Here is a 17,135-nt window from a genome sequence, read left to right on the forward strand (position 1 = left end):
CAGCGGGTGGTCGACTGACCGTGCATGGCTCAGGGAATCATCCAGGTCAGCCAGTAAGCCTGGGCCAGGGTGATCAGGCCGACCATCGTGGTGAAGATCAGGCTGTGCTTGACCGTGAAACGGAACAGGTCCGATTCCTTGCCGGCCAGGCCGACCGCCGCGCAGGCAATGGCGATCGACTGCGGCGAGATCATCTTGCCGGTCACGCCGCCAGTGGTGTTGGCCGCCACCAGCAGCACGTCGGACACGCCGATCTGCTGCGCGGTGGTCGCCTGCAGTGCCGAGAACAAGGCGTTGGATGAAGTATCCGAGCCGGTCAGGAACACGCCCAACCAGCCCAGGAACGGCGAGAAGAACGGGAACGCATCACCGGTGTGCGCCAGTGCAAGCGCTAGCGTCGCCGAAAGGCCCGAGTAATTGGCGATGAAGGCGAAGGCCAGCACCATGCCGATCGAGTAGATCGGCATGCGCAGCTCACGCACGGTCTCACCGAAGGTCTGCAGCGCCGAACGGGCCGGCATGCGCAGCGCGATGATGGCGATCACCGCGGCGAGGATGATCGAGGTGCCGGTGGCCGAGAACCAGTCGAACTTGTAGATCGCCTCGTAGCTGAGCGGTGCATCCACGATCGGCGGCATCTTCTGCACCCTCTGGTCCAGCCCCGGCACCGGGATCTTCAGCACCCAGCTTTCCAGCGGGCCGCCCGCCGCGAACAGCGATTTGAACGGTTTGATGCTCCACAGCGTGACCATCGCGGTGAGGATCAGGAACGGCGACCACGCCTTGGCGATCTGGCCGACGCTGTAGCGCGGCGCCTCCAGTGCCTGTGCGGCCGCCTCGGCGCTGGTTTCGGTATCGAAACGGAAGATCCGCACCGGCTTCCAGCGGCGCAGGAACAGCGTCAGGCAGACCAGCGAGGCCAGCGACGCGGTGATGTCCGGCAGCTCCGGGCCGATGAAGTTGGAGGTCAGATACTGCGCGATGGCGAACGAGCCACCGGCCACCAGCACTGCCGGCCAGGTTTCCTTGATGCCGCGCCAGCCATCCATGATCGCCATGATCCAGAACAGCACGATGATCGTAAGGAACGGCAGCTGGCGCCCAGCCATCTGGCCGATCTCGAAGGCATCCAGACCGGTGACCTGCCCGGCCACGATGATCGGAATGCCCATCGCACCAAAGGCGACCGGCGCGGTGTTGACGATCAGGCACAGGCCGGCGGCATACAGCGGTTTGAAGCCCAACCCGACCAGCAGTGCCGCGGTGATCGCCACCGGTGCACCAAAACCGGCTGCACCCTCCAGGAAGGCACCGAAGGCGAAGCCGACCATCAGCATCTGCAGGCGCTGGTCCTCGGTGACCGACAGGATCGAGGCGCGGATGATGTCGAACTGCCCGGTCTTGACCGAGACTTTGTAGAGGAATACCGCGCCGATGATGATCCAGGCGATCGGCCACAGGCCGTAGACGAAGCCGAAACCGGCGGCGCCCAGCGCCTGGCTCAGCGGCATGCGGTAGAACAGCAGGGCGACGCCGAGCGCGATGGCCACGGTGATCGTGCCGGCCAGCCAGCCCTTCATGCGCAGCACGGCCAGGGCGACGAAGAAGAACGCGATCGGCAGCAGCGCGATCAGGCTGGACAACCACAGGTTGCCGGCGGGGTCGTACAGGTGTTGCCAGGGCTGCATGAAGACTCTCGACTGGGGACGGGTTCAACACCGCAGGGGTGGGCGGTCATGGGCTCCAGCATTATTGGTCGTACCAATAATGGATTTATGGAGCCACTGGACGCAGATTGAACCGCTGATTGCGCGAAGAGCCTATTAGACCATAGGGCTAGAATCAATTATTGGTACGACCATTAAGACGGTTGAGACAGTGGCGCGCATCCACCACACTGGATCCTGCCCCATCTCTGGTACACGAATGACACTCGCCCCCACCCGCGACCTGCAGTCCATGCAGCAACAGGCAGCTGACTGCCTGGCCGGCTACGCTGAAGCGAACCTTCTCAATCATGCAGGCTTGGATGCGCTCATCGCCCACCTGCGCGCATATCCGGATTCGGGCGAACCCATGGCCCTGCCAGACTGGGATCAGGCAGGCTCAGAGCTTCAGATCGCGGGTCGAGGCGATCCATTGCCGCCATCTCTGTTGGGGCAGATCGCCACAGACAAGCACGAGGAGTTGAATGACCTGATCTGTTCCTGCGTTGAAGTGGGAATCGCAGATCTGTACGGCGCTACGACGGATGTTCCTGACCAGATGCTGGCCAGAGCACTGGCCATCCTGCAGCGCAACACTTCGCAGCAGACCTGACTGCTTCAACTCCGCCTTGGAATCACGATCAGATCCCCCGAAGGGACTCTGATCCCACTCCCTCAACCCCTTAGATCTTCTTCTCCAACCGCCGCATCACCGCCAGCACCAGCACGCACAGCACGCTCACCCCGATGGCAATCACGTACTTGCCGATGCCCACGGCGATGCCGATGGCCGCCGCCATGATCAGCGAGCTGGCCGTGGTCAGGCCGCTGACCTGATCCTCGCGTGACCCACGCAGAATGGTGCCGGCGGCAACGAAGCCGACGCAGGCGACCACGGCTTCGATCAGGCGCACCGGGTCGACCTGCAGCAGGTCGCGGTAACGCTCCTGCTGGAAATGCTCTGCCACTGAATCGCCGAGTCCAACAATCAGCGCAGCAGCGCCGGCAATCAGCATGTGGGTGCGCAGGCCCGCAGCGTGCTTGCCCATCTCGCGCTCGACACCGAGCACGCCGCCGAACAGCATTGCTGCGGCCACGCGCAGCAGGATCGAGACATCCTGGGTGAGTTCCATGGGCAGGCTCCGGGCGTTTCCCGGAGCGTTGCTCGGCAGCCGTGGGATGGCGGTGAAGACGATGGCACGCCCTCTTCACCGCATGCTTCACCGCAGGCGCTCATCCACGCATGGCCTGGATCTACTGGCCATCGCCATGCGTAACCTTCACGCACTCGATCATTGCGCCAGATAACCACCATCGATCGCATAGTATGTGCCGGTCGCGAACGAGGCGTCGTCGCTGGCCAGCCAGGCAACCAGCGCCGCCACTTCCTCGGCCGTGCCCAGCCGCTTCAACGCGTGGCGGCCTTCCAGCGTGGCGCGCACCTTGGGGTCCATCTTCTCCAGCAGTGGTGTGCTGATGAAGCCCGGGCCGACCGCGTTGACACGGATGCCGTCGGCCGCATGCTCCCAGGCGGCGGTCTGGGTCAGCCCGACCACGCCGTGCTTGGCCGCCACGTACGCGGTGGAACCGGCATAGCCCACCTGGCCCAGGATCGAGGCCATGTTGATGATGCTGCCACCGGTTCCGGCCGTGCGCATCGCCTGGATCTGCGCACGCTGGCACAGGAACACACTAGTGAGGTTGACGTCGATTACCCGCTGCCAGCCATCGATCGGATAGTCACCGCTGCTTGCGGCCGGCCCGCCGATACCGGCGTTGTTGACTGCCACATGCAGGCCGTCGAGTTCCTTGATCGTGCGCTGCACCGCCGCCTCCACGGCCGCGTCGTCTGTAACGTCCAGCGCAATGCCGATGGCCTGTGCACCGGCACTGCGCAGCTGCGTCACGGTGGCATCGACTGCATCCTGCTTCAGGTCCCAGACCGAAATACGGGCACCGGATGCGGCCAGCGTCTGCGCCACGGCCAGGCCGATACCGGACACGCCGCCGGTCACGATCGCGGTCTTGCCGGTGAGCTGGTAGTCAATCATCTGCGTTCTCCATCAGTGGGGGTATCGATGTGACCTGCAATGGCCAACCGCCCCACCCTACGCGCCCGCTCGTGATGGCCCGGCCGACATCGCGTCTACGGGTGATCGTTCCAGCCATGAAACCTCAACTCAAGTTGATGTATGGAATTGCGTACGGATATGCATGCAAAACGCTGGCGTATGTTCGGCGGCATTTTCACTTTGGCCGTAATCGTCAATCGTTTTGACCATATTGAAATCAAAAGCGCGCGAATCAAGGCGACAATGGGAAACGTTTCCAGTTTCTTCGACACATTCCATTCAACCTGGTGTTCCCCCACCATCCAGCGTGCCCACGCCCCTGCTTCCCAGCATGTCTGCACGGGTAACGACGGGATCTGCATCTGCATTGCAGAGCGCGTGGGCGAGGTAATGCCAGCGTCCACCTCCAAAGCACGTGCCGAGCGATGTCCCGATATTTCACTTTTGCTGATTACCGCCGCTTCGGCCACCGCCATGGCTTCGATTACCGCGCCGACCCGGAGCACCTGCGTGACGACCAGTGGGCCGGCCATGGCGAGGTCAACGAGCAGTTCCTGCGCGGCGGCATGAGCCTGATCGCCTCCGACGTCCATAATCGCTTCCCTTATGTCGCCACCGCCCAGCAGAGTCCCGGCCTGGCCATCCGCGTGATGCTGCAGGGCCAGGTTGATGTGCGCATTCCGCGACGTGGTGGTTTCACCCTGCGTGCTGGTACGGCGATGACCGCGCACCACCGCGAACAGGTTGAGATGACCGGTGCGCATCCTGGCGAAACGCGCATGCGCGGCGTCAGCGTGATGGTGCCCGGCCAGATCGATCCGGACCTGTTCCAGCTGCCACAGTTGGAGACCGCGCTCAACACCCACCTGGAATGCCGCCACTGGGCCATTCCGCATACCCTGCTGCCGGTGCTGGGCCAGCTGTTCGAAAGCCCATGGGAGGACGGCATCGACGCGTTGTGGCGCGAAGGCGTCGCACTGCAGCTGCTGGCCGTTGGGCTGAAGGCCGAGGATCTGCAGACCGACCATGTACGAACGCTGCGGGCTGGCCAGCGCGAGCGCCTGGAGCGCGTGCGTGCCTACCTGCATGACGATCCCAGCCACGCCCATAGTCTGATCGAACTGGCCCAGCTGGCCTGCATGAGCCCAAGCTCGCTGCGCCGTCATTTCGCCCAGCAGTACGGCTGCTCGGTGTTCGACTACCTGCACGAACAACGCATGCGCCACGCCGAGCAGGGCCTGCGCGAGGACGGCTGGACTGTCGAGCAGGCTGCGGCCGCCAGTGGTTACCGCCACCCCAGCAACTTCGCGGCTGCATTCCGCAAGCGTTTCGGCCTGGTACCCAGCCGCTGGCGCACCGGACCCTCAAAGGTCGGATAGCAGCTTCTGCTTCACGCCATCGCGGATGCCGGCCAGCGGCCGGCACGACCGCAGCCGCCTGAATCGACCTGCCATGGCTCCGCTCTGGTAGGTGTCGACCTTGGTCGACACGCTTTCACGCCATCGCGGATGCCGGCCAGCGGCCGGCACGACCGCGGCCGCCTGAATCGAACTTCCATGGCTCCGCTCTGGTAGGTGTCGACCTTGGTCGACACGCTTTCACACCATCCCAGATGCCGGCAAGCGGCCGGCACGATCGCGGCCGCCTGAATCGAACTTCCATGGCTCCGCTCTGGTAGGTGTCGACCTTGGTCGACACGCTCTCACACCATCACGGATGCCGGCCAGCGGCCGGCACGACCGCGCACCGCCGGGTATCGCGCACCCGGCGCACCTCATCAACCTCAATACACCGGCAGATCGATGTAACTGGCCTGCGCCGCGCTGTGCCAGACCCGCTGCGTGGCCTTCTGGTAATCGCCGGGCTTGGCCAGGTAGACGTTCGGCACGTAGGTCTGCGGGTTGCGGTCATACAGCGGGAACAGACTGGACTGCACCTGCACCATCACCCGGTGCCCCTTCTGGAAGGTGTGGTTGGCGTTGGGCAGGTCGAAGCGGTACGGCAGCACCTCGTGGGCGGCCAGCGGCTTCGGATCGCTGAAGCTCTCGCGATAGCGACCACGGAAGATCGCCAGCGACACCGGCAGCTCGTAACCGCCCATCTCCGGCGTCGACGCTTCCTGGTCCGGATACACGTCGATCAGCTTCACCACCCAGTCGCTGTCGGTGCCGCTGGTCGACGCCTGCAGGTGCACCACCGGTGCGCCGCCGATGCGCAGCGGCGCGGTCAGCGGTTCGGTGATGAAGGTCAGCACGTCCGGGCGGCCATCAACGAAACGCTGATCCTTGACCAGCCAGGTGGTCCACATGTCACGGTCACCGAAACGGACCGGGCGCGGCACGAACGGCACCGGCTTGGCCGGGTCGGACACGTATTCCTCGAAGTCACCCTCGCCCGCCGCCGGCGCCTGGAACGCCAGCTTGCCGCCGGCCCGCAGGTACAGCGGCTTGCTGCTGGCGGTACAGCCCTTGTCGCAGCTGCGAGGCCAACCCTTCAGGCGATCCCAGTGGTTCTCGCCGGTGTTGTAGATCAGCACCGGCGGCGTATCCGCCTTCGGCGCACCGTCCACCAGGTACTGGTCAAAGAACGGCTTGAGCACATCACGGCGGAACTGCAGCGCGGTATCACCATCGAACTTCAGCGCGCCCAGCTCGCTGCCACTGTAGTTCACCTGGCTGTGCCGCCACGGCCCCATCACCAGATAGTTGCGGTTGTTGCCGCTGTCGCGCCCTTCCATTGCCTGGTAGGCGTGGTTGGCACCCCACATGTCCTCCTGATCCCACAGACCCTGCAGCCACATGGTCGGCACCTTCAATGGCGTCTTCGCCATCACCGCGTCCAGCGCCTGGCCCTGCCAGAAGCCGTCATAGGCCGGGTGCTCCACCAGTTTCTTCCACCAGGTCAGCTGGTCCACGCCGGTGAAACGCGCGTAGTCGCCGGCCGAACCGATACGCAGGAAGGTGCTGTAGTCATCGTAGCCGAGGCTGGGCAGCGGCGTGCCCTTGCCGCGCTTCTCGGTCTGCATCGCGAAGTAGTTGAAATTGACCTGGCGGAACGCGCCGTAGTTGAGCCAGTCGTCGCCCATCCAGCCATCCACCATCGGGCTCTGCGGCGCGGCCACCTTCAGCGCCGGGTGCGGGTCGGTCAGCGCCATCACCACGGTGAAGCCCTCGTACGACGAGCCGAGCATACCGACCTTGCCGTTGCTCTCCGGCACGTTCTTCACCAGCCAGTCGATGGTGTCCCAGGCGTCGGTGGAGTGGTCCACCTTGGTGTTGTTCAACGGTCCGCGCAGCGGCCGGGTCATCACGTAATCGCCCTCGGAGCCATACTTGCCGCGGATGTCCTGAAATACGCGGATGTAACCGCCATCGACAAATACCTCGTCGCCCTGCGGCAGCAGGTCGCGCATGCGCGGCGAATCACTGCGGCTGGCGCGGCCGGCAGCATCGTAAGGCGTGCGGGTGAGCAGGATCGGGGCATTGCGCGCGCCCTTGGGCACCACGATCACCGTATACAGCTTGGTGCCATCGCGCATCGGCACCATCACCACGCGCTTGTCGTAGTCACGACCGACATCAGGGGCAACGAAGGGCTTGCCGCTGATGTCCGGGGTCATCGGCGGGGTTTCGGCGGCCAGCACTGTGCTGGACAGGCAAAGGGCAATGGCTACAGCGACGGCACGCACACGCATGGACAACCCCTCCCGGCAGGAAAGCCTCAAGCCTACTCCTGCCTTGAGCCGTGAAGTGTGTGCAGGCTTTGCATTCTGCGGTGGATGTGGGCAGGACTGATGGCACATGTGCGACCAGCTGCTGCGCTCGTCGGCAACCGGTAGTGCCGGCCGCTGGCCGGCAACTTCATCCACCTCGGGCACGGTACGCGGTTGCCGGCCAGCGGCCGGCACTACCGATCAGGCTGCCGTTACCTCATGCAGCGCCAGCCAGCGCCAACGCCCCTGTTCCTGGCGCAGCAGCGCCAGCGATTCCCGCCATACGGGCTCGCCGCCATCGATCGCATGCCCTTCGCGATAGCGCAGCACCGCCAGCGGTGATGGCGCTTCCACCGCCTGCACGGCGTCGATGGAAATCTGCAGCCCTGGACGCGCGCCATGACCACCCGCGAACAGTGCCTGCACGGCCTTCCGGTCCAGCCTGCGACCCGCGATGCCGACCATGCTGAAGTCCGCGCAGAAATGCGCCATCAGGTCCTCCAGCGCGTCGGTGCCGGCGTCGGCGCGGAACCAGGCCTGCAGCTTGTCGTGCAGGTGGTGGACTTCGTGTTCTGCGGTGGTATCCATCAGGTGTTCTCCGGTTGCGAAAGGGTGAGCAACTGCGGCCGGCGCAGCAACGCCATCGGCAGCAGGGTAAGTAGAGCGGCCAGACCCAGCGCCACGCCGGTGGCGCGGGCCGGCAGCCACTGCATGGCCAAGGCCAGCAGCAGCGCGATGGCCGCGGTACCCAGGCAGAAGCTGAGCTGGCGGTTGAGGTTCCAGAGCGCACTGGCATCGCCCAATGCTTCGCCCTCGACCCCATGGAAGGCCAGCGTCTGCGCCGTGCTGCTGCACAGGCTGCCGCCAGCGCCCATCAAGGCAAACAGCAATGCGGCAATGGCAAAGACCGGGTGTGGCAGCAGCGCCATCAACAACAGGCCGCAGGCCTGCAGGAGCATGCCCGCACGCAGCACTGTGGCCGGGCCGAAGCGGGTCAGCAGGCGCTTGCTGGCCGTGATCGCAATGGCCGAGGCCAGCGCCCACGGCAGCATCAGCGCGCCGATGCGCGCGGCACTATAGCCGGCCTGGTGCAACTGCAGGGTACTGACCAGCTGGCTGCCGATGAACACGCCGGGTACGGCCAGGTAGACCAGCATCGCCAGGCGCAGCCCGCGATGGGACAGCAGCGACCAGCGCAGCAGTGGCTGCGCCTGCTGCCGTGCATGCCGCAGGTGAGCCGCCGCCAACAGCAGTGCGATCAACAGCAGTACGGCACCGGCGGTCCGATGTCCGGGCTCGCCCAGCCAAGTCAACGCCAGCAGCAGCGCGCCCAGCGCCGCCATCGCGGTGGACAGCGCATAGGCCTGCAGGCGTGGCGCACTACACGCGCCATCGGCCGGCATCCACGCCAGCACCAGTCCAATCGCCACCACGGCCAGCGGCAGGCTGGCCCAGAGCACACCGCGCCAAGACAACCACTGCACCAGCAGCCCACCGAGCGCAGGCGCCAGTGCCGGCACCAGCAGCGCCACCAGCAGGATGCGGCGGGTCAGCGCGCCACGCTGGTCAGGCGTGCACTGTCGGTACGCTGCCGCTTGTGCCACCGGAATCAGCAGGCCACCAGCCAGGCCCTGCAGCAGGCGCCAGCCCAACAGCCAGCCAATACCCGGTGCAGCCCCGGCCAACACTGCGGAGGCGGCGAACAGCAGCAACGCCACCAGCAGCAGGCGACGCTCACCGCAGCGTGCGGCCAGCCAGGGCGCCAGCGGAATCACCACGCTCAGGCCCAGCATGTAGGCGGTGCCGACCCAGGCCAGGGTACCGACGTCGGCATGCAGTTCCGCCGCCAGCGCCGGATAGGCCACCGTGGCGATGAACATGTTGACCAGATCCAGAGCGAACACCAGCAGGAAGATGGCCTCATGGCGCAGGCGGGGGGACGGCATCGGCGACGCTCCAGCAGGGAAGCGGCCAGCATGCCGTGCGGGCCTTGTTGGAAAAACACGACAGCAACTGCAACACTGTCAAATCTGCTTTGACAATGAATTGCCATGGTCAGCCTTGATCGCTTCGATATCTTCCGTGCAGTGGTCGAGGCCGGCAGCCTGACCGCTGCCGCCGATCGCCTGGGCCTGAGCCGTGCGGTGGTCAGCTTCAACCTGAAGCGGCTGGAGCAGGAGCTGGGCGTGACCCTGCTGCTGCGCAGTACCCGCCACCTGGCCCTGACCGAGGCCGGCGAACAGTTCCTGCAGCACTGCGTGCAGGCGCTGGACGCCGCACAGGCGGCGATCGATGCCGCCCGCCGCGACCAGCATCAGCTGCAGGGCGTGCTGCGCCTGACCACCACCCCGGAGTACGCCCAGCTGCGCCTGATTCCTGCGTTGGAGGCGTTCCGTGCGCGGCATCCGGCCCTGCAGCTGCACCTGTCGACCTCACCGGCACCGGCCGATCTGATTCCCGAACGCTTCGATCTGGCCATCCGCCTCGGCCGCCTGCCCGATTCGGGCCTGCACGCCAATGAACTGGAGCGCCACCCGCTGTGCGCGGTGGCGGCTCCGTCCCTGCTGGCACGCCTGCCCTCTGCCGATGCTGCCGACGACCCCGTGCAGCTGGGCACCCTGCCCCGCCTTGGCTACCCGCGCCTTGCCGATGTGCCGGTGATTGCACCTGACGGCAGCGACGCCCTGTTCGCCACCAACCCGGGCAATGCAGTGGTGCGCGTGGATGGCGCCAGCAGCCTGCGCGCCTTCGCCGTGGCCGGCGCCGGGGTCACCGTGCTGCCACGCTGGCTGATCGAGGACGACCTGGCCCAGGACCGGCTGCGCCCGGTGCTGCGCCAGCACCGGTTCCCGCAGCAGAGCGTGTACGCGGTCTACCCGCACAGCACGCAGCCCTCGCCGAAGGTACGGCAGCTGATCGATTTCCTGCACGGGTGGTTTGTCACCTGAAAAAAGGGGACGGAGGGGATTAAGTCGTTTATGCATAAACGACTTAATCCCCTCCGTCCCCTTTTTTGCATGGCCCCTTGCGGGGCCATGCCTTCAGGCATCAGCGCAGCACCTGCTCCACCAGCTGTACGTCCACCGTCTGCAGCGGTTCGGCGGCGTTGCGCGACAGCTGCACCTGGTAGGTGCCGCCATCGATCTTCCACTGGCGGGCCTGCGCATCGTAGTGAGCCAGGGTCTTCGGCTCGGCTTCGATGCGGATGCGGCGCTGTTCACCCGGCTGCAGGGTCACCTTGTCGTAGCCGATCAGGCGGATCGGCGTGGTGCTGCCGGCCGGCAGCTTCAGGTACAGCTGGGCGACGTCGGCACCGGCGCGCTTGCCGGTGTTGCGGATGTCGACGCTGGCGACCAGGCGCGAACCCTCCACGCTCACCTTCAGGTTTTCATAGGCGAAGGAGGTGTAGGACAGGCCGTGGCCGAAGGCGAAGGTCGGGGTCAGGCCCTTGGCTGCCATCCACTTGTAGCCGACGTTGGCGCCTTCGATATCGAAATCGAACACATCACCGAACGGCTTGGCCGGCTTGAAGCCGAGGCCGTCGATGTGCGGGCGCGGCAGCTGCGATTCGTCCACCACCCAGGTCACCGGCAGGCGGCCGGACGGATTGACCTGGCCGGTCAGCAGCGCGGCAATGCCTTCGCCACCGCGGATGCCCGGGTACCAGGCCTGCAGCATCGCCGGCACCTGCGCCAGCCACGGCGTGCGCACCGGGCCGTTGGTTTCCAGCACCAGCACGGTTTTCGGGTTGGCCTTGGCCACGGCCGAGATCAGTGCGTCCTGATTATCCGGCAGCTGCATGTCCGGCAGGTCCACCGATTCGGCCGCCCACTGGGTGGCAAACACGATGGCCACATCGGCCTGCGCGGCTGCCTTGGCCGCAGCGGCGGCGTTGGTGCCGTCCACATACTCGATGGTTGCATCCGGACGTGCCGCACGCAGCGATTCCAGCGGCGAGGACGGGTGGAAGATCACCGGGCCCGGCCAGGTGGTCGGCAGCACGCCCGGCACCGCGTTGGTGCCCTTGGCGGTCACGCCCACCATCGACGAACCACCGCCACCGATCACGCCCTTGTCGGCATGACCGCCGATGATGACGATGCGCTTCACGCTGTCGGCCAGCGGCAGCAGGTTGCCTTCATTGCGCAGCAGCACGCTGCCTTCTTCCACCGTGCGCTGGGCGACGGCGAAGCCAGCCTCGGCATCGACCTTCTGGTGCTGCGGCGGGTTGTCGAAGTTGCCGTGCAGGAACATCGTGCGCAGGATGCGCGCCACCATGTCGTTCAGGCGCGCCTGCGGCACCACGCCACCATGCACGGCCAGGCGCAGCGGTTCGTCAAAGAACACTGCCGCATCGAACACTTCACCGGCCGACTGCTGGTCCAGGCCGGCCAGCGCTGCCTTGGAACCGCTGTGCACGCCGCCCCAGTCGGACATCACGAAACCGGGGAACTTCCATTCCTGCTTCAGCACCTGATTCATCAGGTAGCCGTTCTCGCAGCCGTAGGTACCGTTGATCTTGTTGTACGAGCACATCGCCACGCCCGGGCGGCCGGCGTCCAGCGCGATCTCGAAGGCCAGCAGGTCGGACTCGTGCATGGCCTGTTCGCCGATGCGCACGTCGTGGAAGTTGCGGCGGGTCTCCATGTCGTTCAGTGCGAAGTGCTTCATCGAGGAGATCACGTGCTGGCTCTGCACGCCCTGGATCAGCGCGCCGACCATCGAACCGGCCAGCAGCGGGTCTTCGCCGGCGTACTCGAAATTGCGGCCGTTGCGCGGGTCGCGCTGCAGGTTGACGCTGCCCGACAGCAGGATGTTGAAGCGCTGTTGCCACGCCTCGCGGCCCATCGTTGCACCACCAGCGAAGGCGACTTCGCGGTTCCAGCTGGAGGCGGTGGACGGGCCCGACGGCATTGCCGTGGCGAAGTCACCCGGGCGGATGCCACCCGGATTGGTCACGCCGACGCCGGCATCGGCCGACTGCTGCGACGGAATGCCCAGGCGCGCCACGCCCGGCACGAAACCGGCCGAGCCGACCGCACCTTCCGGCAGCGGGCCACCGTCCTTGCCCAGCCCGAAGTAGCTGTGCAGCATCTGGAACTTCTCATCCTCGGTCATCGCCTTCAGCAGCAGCGCAGCGCGCGCATCGGCATTGAGGGTGGTGTCCATCCACGGCGTTTCGCCGTGCTTGTCGGCGGCATAGGCCAGGGTCAGCAGCGTGGCACGCAGGGCGCTGCCTTCCACCTTGAACGGTGCACTGCTGGCGGCCTGGAAGCCGTCGCTGAAATAGCTGGCATCGGCTTCCAGCGCCACACGTGCCGGGTCGAAGCCTGCGGCCTTGGCCGATTCACCGGCCACTGCGCCAAGCAGCACCGCCGGTGCGCCGAGCCGCGAGCGCGTGACCAGCGCCGGCAGCTGCGCGGCACCTGCACCAGCATCGGTGTACACCGCCACGGTGTGGCGACCATCGTCCAGGCGCAGGTAGTTCAATCCCGGCTGGTCCGGGCCGGACTCAGCGGCAATCGGCAGCCGGGTCAGCACGGCTTGGCCACGCTGGGTCTGGCCATCGTCCTTGCCCGCAGCAATGAAGCGGTACGCGTAGCCCAGCCCATCGGCCAGCACCTGCAGCGGATCGACCTGGCCGATGCCGCGCTGCACCTGGCGCACGCTCACCGCGTCCACCTGCAGGGTCTTCAGCTGGGCGGCCAGGGCCGGCATGGCCTCGGCGGTCGGGGCCTGTTCCAGGGTCAGCACAGTGAACGCGGCGGGGTCGGCCCAGGCCGGGGCGGCCAGTGCGGCTGACAGCGCCAGGGACAGTGCAAGCGGCTTTGTAAACGTTTTCATCGGCAGGCGTAATTCCGTTGCCAAGGCAATCGGTCCAGGGAAAGTGCCGCCGAAGGGTGCAGCGTTCATGCCGCGCAGGGGTTGCCAGGCAACGTCCCGCAGGCCGAAGGACGGGCCGGTCTGCGCCTGGGACCCTCCTCCCGGCGTGACAACCTGCCTGTCCGGGCCGCGCAGGGCGACCCAATCATGTGAAGATTGTGCGAGGGCGTTCACACCTGTCAACAGGACCTAAGTCACAGGCCGACCCCAGCCACTGGTTATCAGGCCATCACCGGCGGTCATCAGCGCGCCGCGCGAGGCTGCTGATAATGGAGATCCCTGGCCACGAATCGAGCCCATGACCGTACACCGCGACTTCGATCATCTCTGGCGCGACCGCTGTGATACCTCCAGCCAGCGCGCGCCGCGCGTGCTGATCCGGGTGTTCGTGGCCCCCGGTGAGCTGGAGCGCAGCGTGGCGTTCTACGAGCAGTTGCAGGGCGTGGTGGCCGATGCCGGGTTCCCGTTTCCGGAGGCCGGCCTGCGTCTGGCGATGGTCGGTGCGTTCCTGTTGATCGAGGGCAGCGAGGCGGCGCTGGCGCCGTTCACTTCGACCACGGGGACGCTGCTGGTCGATGACGTTCGGCCCTATCACGACAAGCTGGTGGCGGCTGGCGCTGAAATCATCTTCCCGCTGCAGGTGGTCCCGACCGGGGCGGCGTTCAATGCGGTGCATCCCGATGGCACCGTGGTCGAGTACGTGCATCACCGGCCGGATCCGCAGGGGCGATGAGGTGACGGCCGGGCTATGCCCGGCACCCGCGGTAGTGCCGGCCGCTGGCCGGCAACCTCAGAAGCAACAGCCGAAGCAACAGCGGGCTTCCTGTGGGGTGGCGGGGTGGGTCCGGTTGCGGGGGACGGCGCAAGTACATCCATGTAGCCTCGATCGCGCCATCCATGGCGCTCACGCCCCCGCAACCGGACCCACCCCGCCTGGGACAATTCGCCGCAATCTGCAGTAGATCCACGCCATGCGTGGATGTTCTTCGATCAATCGTCGAATCAATCGATTTCGATGGAGATTCATCCACGCATGGCGTGGATCTACAATTCCTCCATGTCCTCTCCCGCCCTGCCCTGGAATGGCACGCTGCTGCTGGATGCTCACGTGGCCGTGCTGCAGGGCCACGCCGGTGGCAGCGATACGCACGCGCACTACGCCCATCAACTGTTGCTGAGCGACGGCGCGCTCTGGCAGGTCGAGGTTGATGGGGTGCGGCAGCAGGGCCAACGGCTGTGGCTGCCGTCATTCCAGCCGCACGCAATCCTGTCGGCGCCGGAAGCGGGCTGTACGGTGTTCCTCGAACCGGCGCATGCCGATCCCGAACAGATCCAGCAGCAGTTGCACACCCTGCCGGCCGACATCACCGCCCTGCAGGAACGGCTGCCGCAGCTGAGCCGCCCGCAACCGCTGGACCGCCGCGTGCAGGCCGCGCTGTCCCGTATCGCCCAGCACCTGCCCGGGCCGGTGCCAGCCGCCGATATCGCCGAGGCGGCACATCTGTCGACCAGCCAGCTGCATCGACGCTTCCAGTCCGATCTGGCGGTGACCCTGCGCGGCTGGGTGCTGTGGCAACGGCTGCGCCGCGCACTGATGCATCATCTGCGCGGGCACAGCCTGACCGACAGCGCGCACGCGGCCGGATTCGCTGACCTGGCCCATCTGTCGCGCAGCCTGCGCCGCATGTTCGGCATCAGTGCCGCGCAGCTGCAGGGCCTGCAGCTGCACGCGGTCTGACATGTTCGATCATTCGCGCCTGCGCAGACCTTCCGGCAGCTCCGGTACCTCGCCATGCGGCAGTTCGCGGAACGGCGCCAGCAACTGTCCGGGATAATCGCGCGGATAGTCCGGCTGGCTGCCGATGCCGAGGTCGCGTTGTTGCAGCCGATAGCCGGGCGCATCGAAGGCGGTCCCCAGCAGGTGATCCCAGACAGTCAGGAACAGGCCGAAGTTGACGTCGCCGGCGGTGCCGTAACGCATGTGGTGGAAGCGGTGCAGCGGCGCCCAGGCCATCACCCGGCCCAGCACGCCGGGACGCATGTCCACGTTGGAATGCTGCAGCAGCAGCTGGATGGCAATGGCGAACGCCAACACCGCGGCTACCGGCATCGGCAGGCCCAACAGCAGCAGCGGCAGCACGCCGCCCACCGCTTCGGCCGCCTGGTGCAGCGGGTGTTTCATCAGACCGTTGAAGCCATACATGCGGGTCACGCTGTGATGCACCGCATGCAGCCGCCACAGCCAGCCGATGCGATGGCTGGCATAGTGCACCAGGGTGATGCCGAGATCGGCGCAGATGACGGCCAGCAGCACCTGCAGCGCGAATGGCCACTGCAGCGGCCAGGCCTGCCACGGAATGATGGCTGCCAGCAGCGGAACCGCAGCGATCGACAGCAGGTTCAGGCTTTCGTTGACCAGCGCATGCAGGGTGTCACGCAGGCTGTCGCCCTGGTCGTGGTTGAACGCGGGGTCATACGGCCAGGCACGTTCGGCAGCGAACGAAACCGGGATGGCAACCGCGAGCAGGGCCAGCAACCACAACGGGTCACCGTGACAGTGGCCGACCCATACGATGGCGGCGGCAACGAACCCCAGCAGGAACAGCGGGGCATACAGGCGGAGCATCCAGTGCTTCATGGGCAATCCGGAAAGTAAGGGGCCTGCATGCTGGCGCGGCATGCGGGTGGCCGGCTTGAACAAACGGCGCAACCCGGCGCGCCTCTGGTGGATGACCATCGTGGACGGCACCACGTTTCCCGCATCCACGCATGGCGTGGATCTACAATGGCGGCCTCATCGCGCCCGAGACCGGCATGGATTCCTTCAACCTGATGCGTGCCTTCCGCCGCATCGTCGAACGCGGCGGGCTGGCCCGTGCCGCCGAAGACCTGGGCATGTCGCCGGCCGGGCTCAGCAAGCAGCTGCGCACGCTGGAAGCGCACCTGGGCGTGGTGCTGCTGCAGCGGACCACGCGGCGCATGAGCCTGACTGAGACCGGCCACGCCTATTACCGCGAATGCTGCCGGCTGCTCGACGAGCTGGATGCATTGGAGCGCGGCATCGCCGAACAGCGCGGCGACGTGGCCGGGCGCCTGCGCGTCAATGCACCGCAATCATTCGCGCTGAGCACGCTGTCGCCGCTGCTGCCACGCTTCCTGCAGCAGCATCCGCAACTGTCGCTGGACCTTGTGATGGAAGACCGCCTGCTTGATGCGGTGGGCGAAGGTTTCGATGTGTCGCTGCGGTTGCGTGCCGAGCTGGACGACTCGCGACTGGTAGCGCGCCGCCTGGCCTCGTTGCAGCAGGTGCTGTGCGCGGCTCCGTCCTACCTTCAGCAGCATCCGGCACCGCAGACGGTGGACGATCTGCAGGCGCACAGCGTGCTGGCCTACAGCCTGTCCGACTCGCCCGGCAGCTGGCCGCTGCTCGGCCCCGACGGCCAGGTAACGATCACCCTGCCGGCGCGCGTCACCGTCAACAACAGCCTGCTGCTGCGCGACCTGCTGGTGGCCGGCATGGGCATCGGCGCCCTGCCCTCGTTCCTGGCGGCACCGGCGCTGGCCCGTGGCGAACTGCAGCAGGTGCTGCCCGACCACCGCTATCCGCCACGCTTCGTGCATGCGGTCTACCCCACCTCGCGCCACCTGCAGCCCAAGGTGCGTGCCTTCATCGATTTCCTGCACGCCGAGCTGCCCGGCTGCGCTGGCCTGGATTCGTAACCGCCAGCGAAAACTGAGCTGCCCGCGGCGTGCTGTTTCAGA

At 66.3% G+C, this 17,135-nt stretch carries 15 protein-coding genes; 6 read left to right on the forward strand and 9 right to left on the reverse strand.

What is annotated here, in order from left to right; all coding sequences use genetic code 11:
* Positions 1–29: 29 nt before the first annotated feature.
* Entirely contained in the window at positions 30–1,688 is a 1,659-nt protein-coding gene (lldP, locus tag ACZK45_RS12655) for an L-lactate permease (protein WP_369353638.1), read from the reverse strand.
* Between the two features lie 238 nt (positions 1,689–1,926).
* Here lldP and ACZK45_RS12660 point away from each other — a divergent pair, with 238 nt between their 5' ends.
* Positions 1,927–2,319 (forward strand): hypothetical protein, encoded by a 393-nt coding sequence (locus tag ACZK45_RS12660; RefSeq protein WP_049422813.1) that lies wholly within the window; start codon positions 1,927–1,929, stop codon positions 2,317–2,319.
* A gap of 70 nt (positions 2,320–2,389) precedes the next feature.
* Here ACZK45_RS12660 and ACZK45_RS12665 read toward each other — a convergent pair whose 3' ends face one another.
* The 3 genes from ACZK45_RS12665 to ACZK45_RS12675 all read right to left on the reverse strand — a co-directional run bounded on the left by ACZK45_RS12665 (position 2,390) and on the right by ACZK45_RS12675 (position 4,146).
* Positions 2,390–2,839, reverse strand: coding sequence for an MgtC/SapB family protein (locus tag ACZK45_RS12665; protein WP_032129616.1), 450 nt, complete (start codon positions 2,837–2,839; stop codon positions 2,390–2,392).
* Positions 2,840–2,998: 159 nt separating this feature from the next.
* Positions 2,999–3,757: an SDR family NAD(P)-dependent oxidoreductase gene (locus ACZK45_RS12670; protein ID WP_049398446.1), complete on the reverse strand. Its 759-nt coding sequence runs from the start codon at positions 3,755–3,757 to the stop codon at positions 2,999–3,001.
* A 95-nt stretch (positions 3,758–3,852) separates the two neighbouring features.
* Positions 3,853–4,146: a hypothetical protein gene (locus ACZK45_RS12675; protein WP_125894599.1), complete on the reverse strand. Its 294-nt coding sequence runs from the start codon at positions 4,144–4,146 to the stop codon at positions 3,853–3,855.
* Between the two features lie 57 nt (positions 4,147–4,203).
* Between ACZK45_RS12675 and ACZK45_RS12680 the strand changes: the two genes are divergently transcribed.
* Positions 4,204–5,157, forward strand: coding sequence for a helix-turn-helix transcriptional regulator (locus ACZK45_RS12680; protein WP_049398445.1), 954 nt, complete (start codon positions 4,204–4,206; stop codon positions 5,155–5,157).
* Positions 5,158–5,561: 404 nt separating this feature from the next.
* On the opposite strand, the gene ACZK45_RS12685 is transcribed toward ACZK45_RS12680, so the two are convergent.
* The 3 genes from ACZK45_RS12685 to ACZK45_RS12695 form a co-directional block, all read right to left on the reverse strand.
* Entirely contained in the window at positions 5,562–7,472 is a 1,911-nt protein-coding gene (locus ACZK45_RS12685; RefSeq protein WP_478444770.1) for a CocE/NonD family hydrolase, read from the reverse strand.
* A gap of 219 nt (positions 7,473–7,691) precedes the next feature.
* Positions 7,692–8,078 (reverse strand): DUF4440 domain-containing protein, encoded by a 387-nt coding sequence (locus ACZK45_RS12690; RefSeq protein WP_346486955.1) that lies wholly within the window; start codon positions 8,076–8,078, stop codon positions 7,692–7,694.
* Positions 8,078–9,436: an MFS transporter gene (locus ACZK45_RS12695; RefSeq protein WP_346486953.1), complete on the reverse strand. Its 1,359-nt coding sequence runs from the start codon at positions 9,434–9,436 to the stop codon at positions 8,078–8,080. Before ACZK45_RS12695 ends, ACZK45_RS12690 begins: the two co-directional genes overlap by 1 nt.
* A gap of 105 nt (positions 9,437–9,541) precedes the next feature.
* On the opposite strand from ACZK45_RS12695, the gene ACZK45_RS12700 reads away from it, so the two are divergent.
* Positions 9,542–10,438, forward strand: a complete 897-nt coding sequence (locus ACZK45_RS12700; protein ID WP_346486951.1) for a LysR family transcriptional regulator — start codon at positions 9,542–9,544, stop codon at positions 10,436–10,438.
* Between the two features lie 100 nt (positions 10,439–10,538).
* On the opposite strand, the gene ACZK45_RS12705 is transcribed toward ACZK45_RS12700, so the two are convergent.
* Positions 10,539–13,334: a beta-glucosidase gene (locus tag ACZK45_RS12705; protein ID WP_478444771.1), complete on the reverse strand. Its 2,796-nt coding sequence runs from the start codon at positions 13,332–13,334 to the stop codon at positions 10,539–10,541.
* Between the two features lie 337 nt (positions 13,335–13,671).
* On the opposite strand from ACZK45_RS12705, the gene ACZK45_RS12710 reads away from it, so the two are divergent.
* Entirely contained in the window at positions 13,672–14,106 is a 435-nt protein-coding gene (locus ACZK45_RS12710; RefSeq protein WP_049429041.1) for a VOC family protein, read from the forward strand.
* 300 nt (positions 14,107–14,406) lie between these two features.
* Complete coding sequence (locus ACZK45_RS12715) at positions 14,407–15,111, forward strand: helix-turn-helix domain-containing protein (RefSeq protein ID WP_478444772.1); 705 nt, start codon at positions 14,407–14,409, stop codon at positions 15,109–15,111.
* A gap of 9 nt (positions 15,112–15,120) precedes the next feature.
* On the opposite strand, the gene ACZK45_RS12720 is transcribed toward ACZK45_RS12715, so the two are convergent.
* Positions 15,121–16,011, reverse strand: a complete 891-nt coding sequence (locus ACZK45_RS12720) for a sterol desaturase family protein (RefSeq protein ID WP_478444773.1) — start codon at positions 16,009–16,011, stop codon at positions 15,121–15,123.
* 131 nt (positions 16,012–16,142) lie between these two features.
* Here ACZK45_RS12720 and ACZK45_RS12725 point away from each other — a divergent pair, with 131 nt between their 5' ends.
* Positions 16,143–17,093, forward strand: coding sequence for a LysR family transcriptional regulator (locus ACZK45_RS12725; RefSeq protein WP_478444774.1), 951 nt, complete (start codon positions 16,143–16,145; stop codon positions 17,091–17,093).
* Positions 17,094–17,135 lie beyond the last annotated feature (42 nt).

This window comes from Stenotrophomonas sp. 63632_Sma, assembly GCF_056482875.1.

Bases quoted from the DNA above. Each gene is read 5' to 3' on its own strand.
- lldP (WP_369353638.1), bottom strand. From the start codon at position 1,688: ATGCAGCCCTGGCAACACCTGTACGACCCCGCCGGCAACCTGTGGTTG.
- ACZK45_RS12660 (WP_049422813.1), top strand. From the start codon at position 1,927: ATGACACTCGCCCCCACCCGCGACCTGCAGTCCATGCAGCAACAGGCA.
- ACZK45_RS12665 (WP_032129616.1), bottom strand. From the start codon at position 2,839: ATGGAACTCACCCAGGATGTCTCGATCCTGCTGCGCGTGGCCGCAGCA.
- ACZK45_RS12670 (WP_049398446.1), bottom strand. From the start codon at position 3,757: ATGATTGACTACCAGCTCACCGGCAAGACCGCGATCGTGACCGGCGGC.
- ACZK45_RS12675 (WP_125894599.1), bottom strand. From the start codon at position 4,146: ATGCAGATGCAGATCCCGTCGTTACCCGTGCAGACATGCTGGGAAGCA.
- ACZK45_RS12680 (WP_049398445.1), top strand. From the start codon at position 4,204: ATGTCCCGATATTTCACTTTTGCTGATTACCGCCGCTTCGGCCACCGC.
- ACZK45_RS12685 (WP_478444770.1), bottom strand. From the start codon at position 7,472: ATGCGTGTGCGTGCCGTCGCTGTAGCCATTGCCCTTTGCCTGTCCAGC.
- ACZK45_RS12690 (WP_346486955.1), bottom strand. From the start codon at position 8,078: ATGGATACCACCGCAGAACACGAAGTCCACCACCTGCACGACAAGCTG.
- ACZK45_RS12695 (WP_346486953.1), bottom strand. From the start codon at position 9,436: ATGCCGTCCCCCCGCCTGCGCCATGAGGCCATCTTCCTGCTGGTGTTC.
- ACZK45_RS12700 (WP_346486951.1), top strand. From the start codon at position 9,542: ATGGTCAGCCTTGATCGCTTCGATATCTTCCGTGCAGTGGTCGAGGCC.
- ACZK45_RS12705 (WP_478444771.1), bottom strand. From the start codon at position 13,334: ATGAAAACGTTTACAAAGCCGCTTGCACTGTCCCTGGCGCTGTCAGCC.
- ACZK45_RS12710 (WP_049429041.1), top strand. From the start codon at position 13,672: ATGACCGTACACCGCGACTTCGATCATCTCTGGCGCGACCGCTGTGAT.
- ACZK45_RS12715 (WP_478444772.1), top strand. From the start codon at position 14,407: ATGGCGTGGATCTACAATTCCTCCATGTCCTCTCCCGCCCTGCCCTGG.
- ACZK45_RS12720 (WP_478444773.1), bottom strand. From the start codon at position 16,011: ATGAAGCACTGGATGCTCCGCCTGTATGCCCCGCTGTTCCTGCTGGGG.
- ACZK45_RS12725 (WP_478444774.1), top strand. From the start codon at position 16,143: ATGGCGTGGATCTACAATGGCGGCCTCATCGCGCCCGAGACCGGCATG.